Genomic DNA, 3751 nt, shown 5'->3' with positions numbered 1-3751 from the left:
CTGAAAGGGCATTTACTCAATATGTTTAGCACGGGCAAGTCGGTGGATAAGGCAAAAGAGCATTTGCATTCTATAAGATGCTGCCTGCCAGAGATTGATGCGCCAAGTCTAAGCTATGATAACCTTTTCAGGGTAATTATTATGCAGTTTATTGATGCGCAAAACTTTGATGTGCGCGCCATTAAAAAATCATGCGTGCATATTGTAAACAAGGATATGCAGATCATCCCGTTTGAAACCATGAACATTTTTTACCGGGATGATAAACGGGAATATTTGGAACAACTAAGAAATGAAATAGTGACATGAAAGAAGAAGAAAATAAAATTAACCTTCCGGAAGACGAGCCAGGAGCTAAACCAACCACAGGTATGCGATTAGTTGGCATCAATTTGGGCGTGCTGGTTGGTTATACTGTTATTTGTGCCGTAGTCGGCGATAGCGGATTAATACTCGATGCATTTATCATTGCAATTCATGTTATCATTTGTATTGTCATGGCTGCTGCAGCACGCAGATGGGCGTGGCTGCTAAGTGGCTTAATAATTTTGGTAATTGGATTTTCCACATGTGTGGGTGTTATGAATCTTCGGGGCGGGATAGGATAATGGAGGGAAATAAACCAAAAATAAATCCTCGAATGCTTATCATCGGCATAAATTTACTGGTGCTTATTGTTTATACGCTATATCTAAAAATTGAGTATCAAAAAGATGAGTTTGCTTTAATTGGTGAAGCGTTTTTTATAGCCATTCAGATTATAATATGTTTAGTTATGGCGATTGCTGTTTTTCACAAAGAGTTTTTACTAAGCGCCCTGGTGGTTTTGCTCATCGGTTTTTCAACTTGCTGGGGTGTTTTTGTAAGTTAACCCCAACATATCCGCCAAAATCCCTTCCTTTAATGAGTTACTACACATGCTCACGTTATGAATTTCCAGTTTATGCATAATAAAACGGGTAATGAGCGATGCTGTTACTATCATATCAACCCTTACCGGGATAATCGCTTTATTGGCAGCTCTTTCTTTATGTGTTGAAAGCACGAATTTATTGGTGAGCGTTAAAAGTTCATCCTCATCAAAACTATAGTTTTTGTTTACTTTTAAATCAAAGGTATTACCTTTTTCGGTTTCAATCACTTCGGCAAAAGTTTCAAAGGCGCCCGATGAACCAATGAGTTTATCAATTTTAAGGTTAGCTACTGCTGCAAAAAGATCGGTTAGATGATCTTCCACGTACAGGTTCAGGGCCTCAATAGATGAGGGCGGGATTGGGTCGGTGCGGTGGAACAGGTCCATTAAGCGGGCTGCGCCAATTTCAAAGCTTTGTTTCCAGATGATGTTATCGGTATTGCCTAAAATAAACTCCACGCTGCCACCGCCTATATCCATAATGAGGGAGTTTTTGGCCGATAAACAGCCGGTGATCTTTACGCCCTGGTAAATAAATGCTGCTTCGTCTTCGCCATTAATAATTTCTATGCTGATGCCGGTTTTGTCTTTTACCTCTTTAATAAAATCTTTACCGTTTGATGCGCCACGTAGTGCCGATGTGGCAACGGCCCTTGCCTCGGTAACATTACTGGCCTTTATCTCTTCATGAAACTGCTGCATGGTATTGATACCGCGCTGATAGGCCTCGGGCAAAATATAGCCTTTGTTGATGCCGCCGCCTTCGCCAAGCTTTACAGCTTCGTGATAATGAACTAATTCATGGTAATCGTGGATTTCGCCATCGGCAATCAATAAATGGAAGGTATTGGTACCAAGGTCCATTACGGCAACGCGTTTACTCATACAGCTAAAATAAATAATCCCCCAAATTGTTTAGCAATTACGGGGATTTAAATAATTTAATGACAGTAAAATGGGTTATTCTTTATAAAAAAACCATTTGCTGAGTTCTTTAAAGCTTGCTTTTTTACCATACATCAGAATCCCGACCCTGTAAATACGCGCCGCTACATAAGTAGTGAACAAAAAGCCAATAACCATCATAAACATGGATAAAGCAAGCTGCCATGGCGGAGGGTCAAACGGCAAACGAACCATCATAGCAACCGGCGCAGTGAACGGAATTATTGATAGCCAAACTGCCAAAGCACTATCAGGCGCCCTGAACAAAACTGTAACAGACAACATATAGGTAAATAATAACGGTAAAGTTATCGGAAACATAAATTGTTGTGTCTCCGTTTCGCTATCAACCGCCGAACCTACTGCAGCAAAAAGGGCGCTATATAGCAAGTAACCTGTTAAAAAATAAAACAGGAAACACCCCAATATATACCCGAAGGGTATGGTTGATAATGTTGCTATAAGGCCAGCCATAGGACTTTGCGGTGAATTAAAGGCATGGCCTGCAATTTTTGATGATATAACAGATAAAATTATCCAGGCGCTAAATTGTGTTAACCCAACTAAGCCTACACCAATAATTTTACCCAGCATTAGCTGGAATGGTTTTACTGATGATATGATCACTTCAATAATACGACTGGTTTTTTCCTCGATAACTCCGCGCATCACCTGTCCACCATAAATAAACAAAGATATGTAGATAAATATGGCGCAAGCAATGCTAACCCCGATGTTGGCGCCTATATTGGCGTCCTTATCGCCAGTTTCGGTAATTTCAACAGCGTTTACAGAAATATCTGTTTTTTTAATAGAATGAATAACTGCCGTATCAATATGATGCTGAACCATGTTGTAGTTGAAAGCTATCTCGCTCATCTGTTTTTCAATCTCATCAGTAAGCTGTATGGCCGATTTCTTTTTGGAGAATATTTGCACAGCGCCCTTTTTTATATAATCGGCAGGGATCAGTAGCGTGGAAATATTTTCATCTTTTTTTGACTCAGCCTTTGCCGCATTTATATCCTGTTGACTTAACACAAACTTTATGTTTGATACATCGTGAAATTGGCCTACAAAGATTTTGCTTTTATCTACCACATTAACTATTTGCAGGGACGATAACTTATCACTGTCTTTGGCCACTAAAGCAATTACTCCTCCCATGGCCAGTATCAACAATGGCACCACGAAGATCATCACAATGAACGATTTTTTTCTTACCCTGGTAAGGTATTCGCGCTGTATAATGAGTAATACTTTATTCATGGCTTAGGGATTTAGCGTTCACTTTTTCAATAAATATCTCGTTCATGCTGGGGATTACCTCCTGCAGCATATTGACGCGGGTTTTGGGAATAAGGTATTGCAGCACATCGTTTGATGTTTTACCCTCATTTAGTTTTATGCGGATGGTATGGCTGTCATCATCGGTAATAGTTTCGCCTATCTGCGCGAATGGCTGTATCCCGTTAAAGTTTAAAGGTTGGCCCGTATATTCAATCAGGTAAGTATCGTTACGGTAGGAGTTACGGATATTTTTAACCTTCCCATCCAGTATCTTGTGCGATTTGTGGATGAGGGCAATGGCATCGCAAAGTTCCTCAACAGATTCCATACGGTGGGTTGAGAAAAGGATGGTAGCGCCTTTGCGGTTAAGCTCCAGGATCTCGTCTTTAATCACTTCGGCATTTACCGGGTCGAAACCGCTGAAGGGTTCATCTAAAATAATCAGGTCGGGCTCATGCAGTACGGTGGCCACAAACTGGGCTTTTTGTTGCATGCCTTTGGATAATTCTTCGATCTTTTTCTTCCACCAGGTTTCCATGCCCAGCTTATCAAACCAAAACTTGAGTCGTTTTTGGGCTTCATCACGGCTTAGTCCTTTCAGGC

At 40.7% G+C, this 3751-nt stretch carries 5 protein-coding genes and 1 pseudogene; 3 read left to right on the top strand and 3 right to left on the bottom strand.

Going from position 1 to position 3751, the window contains the following annotated elements:
* From AC1DPZ_RS23810 to AC1DPZ_RS23800, 3 genes and pseudogenes are all read left to right on the top strand, one after another.
* Positions 1-309, top strand: a pseudogene (locus tag AC1DPZ_RS23810) (radical SAM protein); the annotation flags it as partial.
* The gene (locus AC1DPZ_RS23805) at positions 306-608 is read left to right on the top strand and encodes a hypothetical protein (protein WP_477408150.1); all 303 of its coding nucleotides are present in this window, start codon (positions 306-308) and stop codon (positions 606-608) included. The pseudogene AC1DPZ_RS23810 and the gene AC1DPZ_RS23805, both read left to right, overlap by 4 nt.
* On the top strand, positions 608-871 hold the full coding sequence (locus AC1DPZ_RS23800) for a hypothetical protein (RefSeq protein WP_477408148.1): 264 nt from the start codon (positions 608-610) through the stop codon (positions 869-871). The genes AC1DPZ_RS23805 and AC1DPZ_RS23800 overlap by 1 nt, the downstream gene beginning before the upstream one ends.
* Here the strand turns inward: AC1DPZ_RS23800 and AC1DPZ_RS23795 are convergent.
* From AC1DPZ_RS23795 to AC1DPZ_RS23785, 3 genes are all read right to left on the bottom strand, one after another.
* Positions 842-1798 carry a Ppx/GppA phosphatase family protein gene (locus tag AC1DPZ_RS23795; RefSeq protein WP_477408146.1) on the bottom strand — a complete coding sequence of 319 codons (957 nt, stop codon included), beginning with the start codon at positions 1796-1798 and terminating at the stop codon, positions 842-844. The genes AC1DPZ_RS23800 and AC1DPZ_RS23795 overlap by 30 nt on opposite strands.
* Positions 1799-1873: 75 nt before the next feature.
* Complete coding sequence (locus tag AC1DPZ_RS23790) at positions 1874-3127, bottom strand: ABC transporter permease (RefSeq protein WP_477408144.1); 1254 nt, start codon at positions 3125-3127, stop codon at positions 1874-1876.
* Positions 3120-3751, bottom strand: a 632-nt coding sequence (locus AC1DPZ_RS23785) for an ABC transporter ATP-binding protein (RefSeq protein ID WP_477408142.1), incomplete at its 5' end; no start/stop codon positions are given. The genes AC1DPZ_RS23785 and AC1DPZ_RS23790, both read right to left, overlap by 8 nt.

The sequence above is a fragment of the Mucilaginibacter sp. P4_G9 genome (genome assembly GCF_056400985.1).
This window is presented reverse-complemented; position numbering and strand designations above follow the sequence as displayed.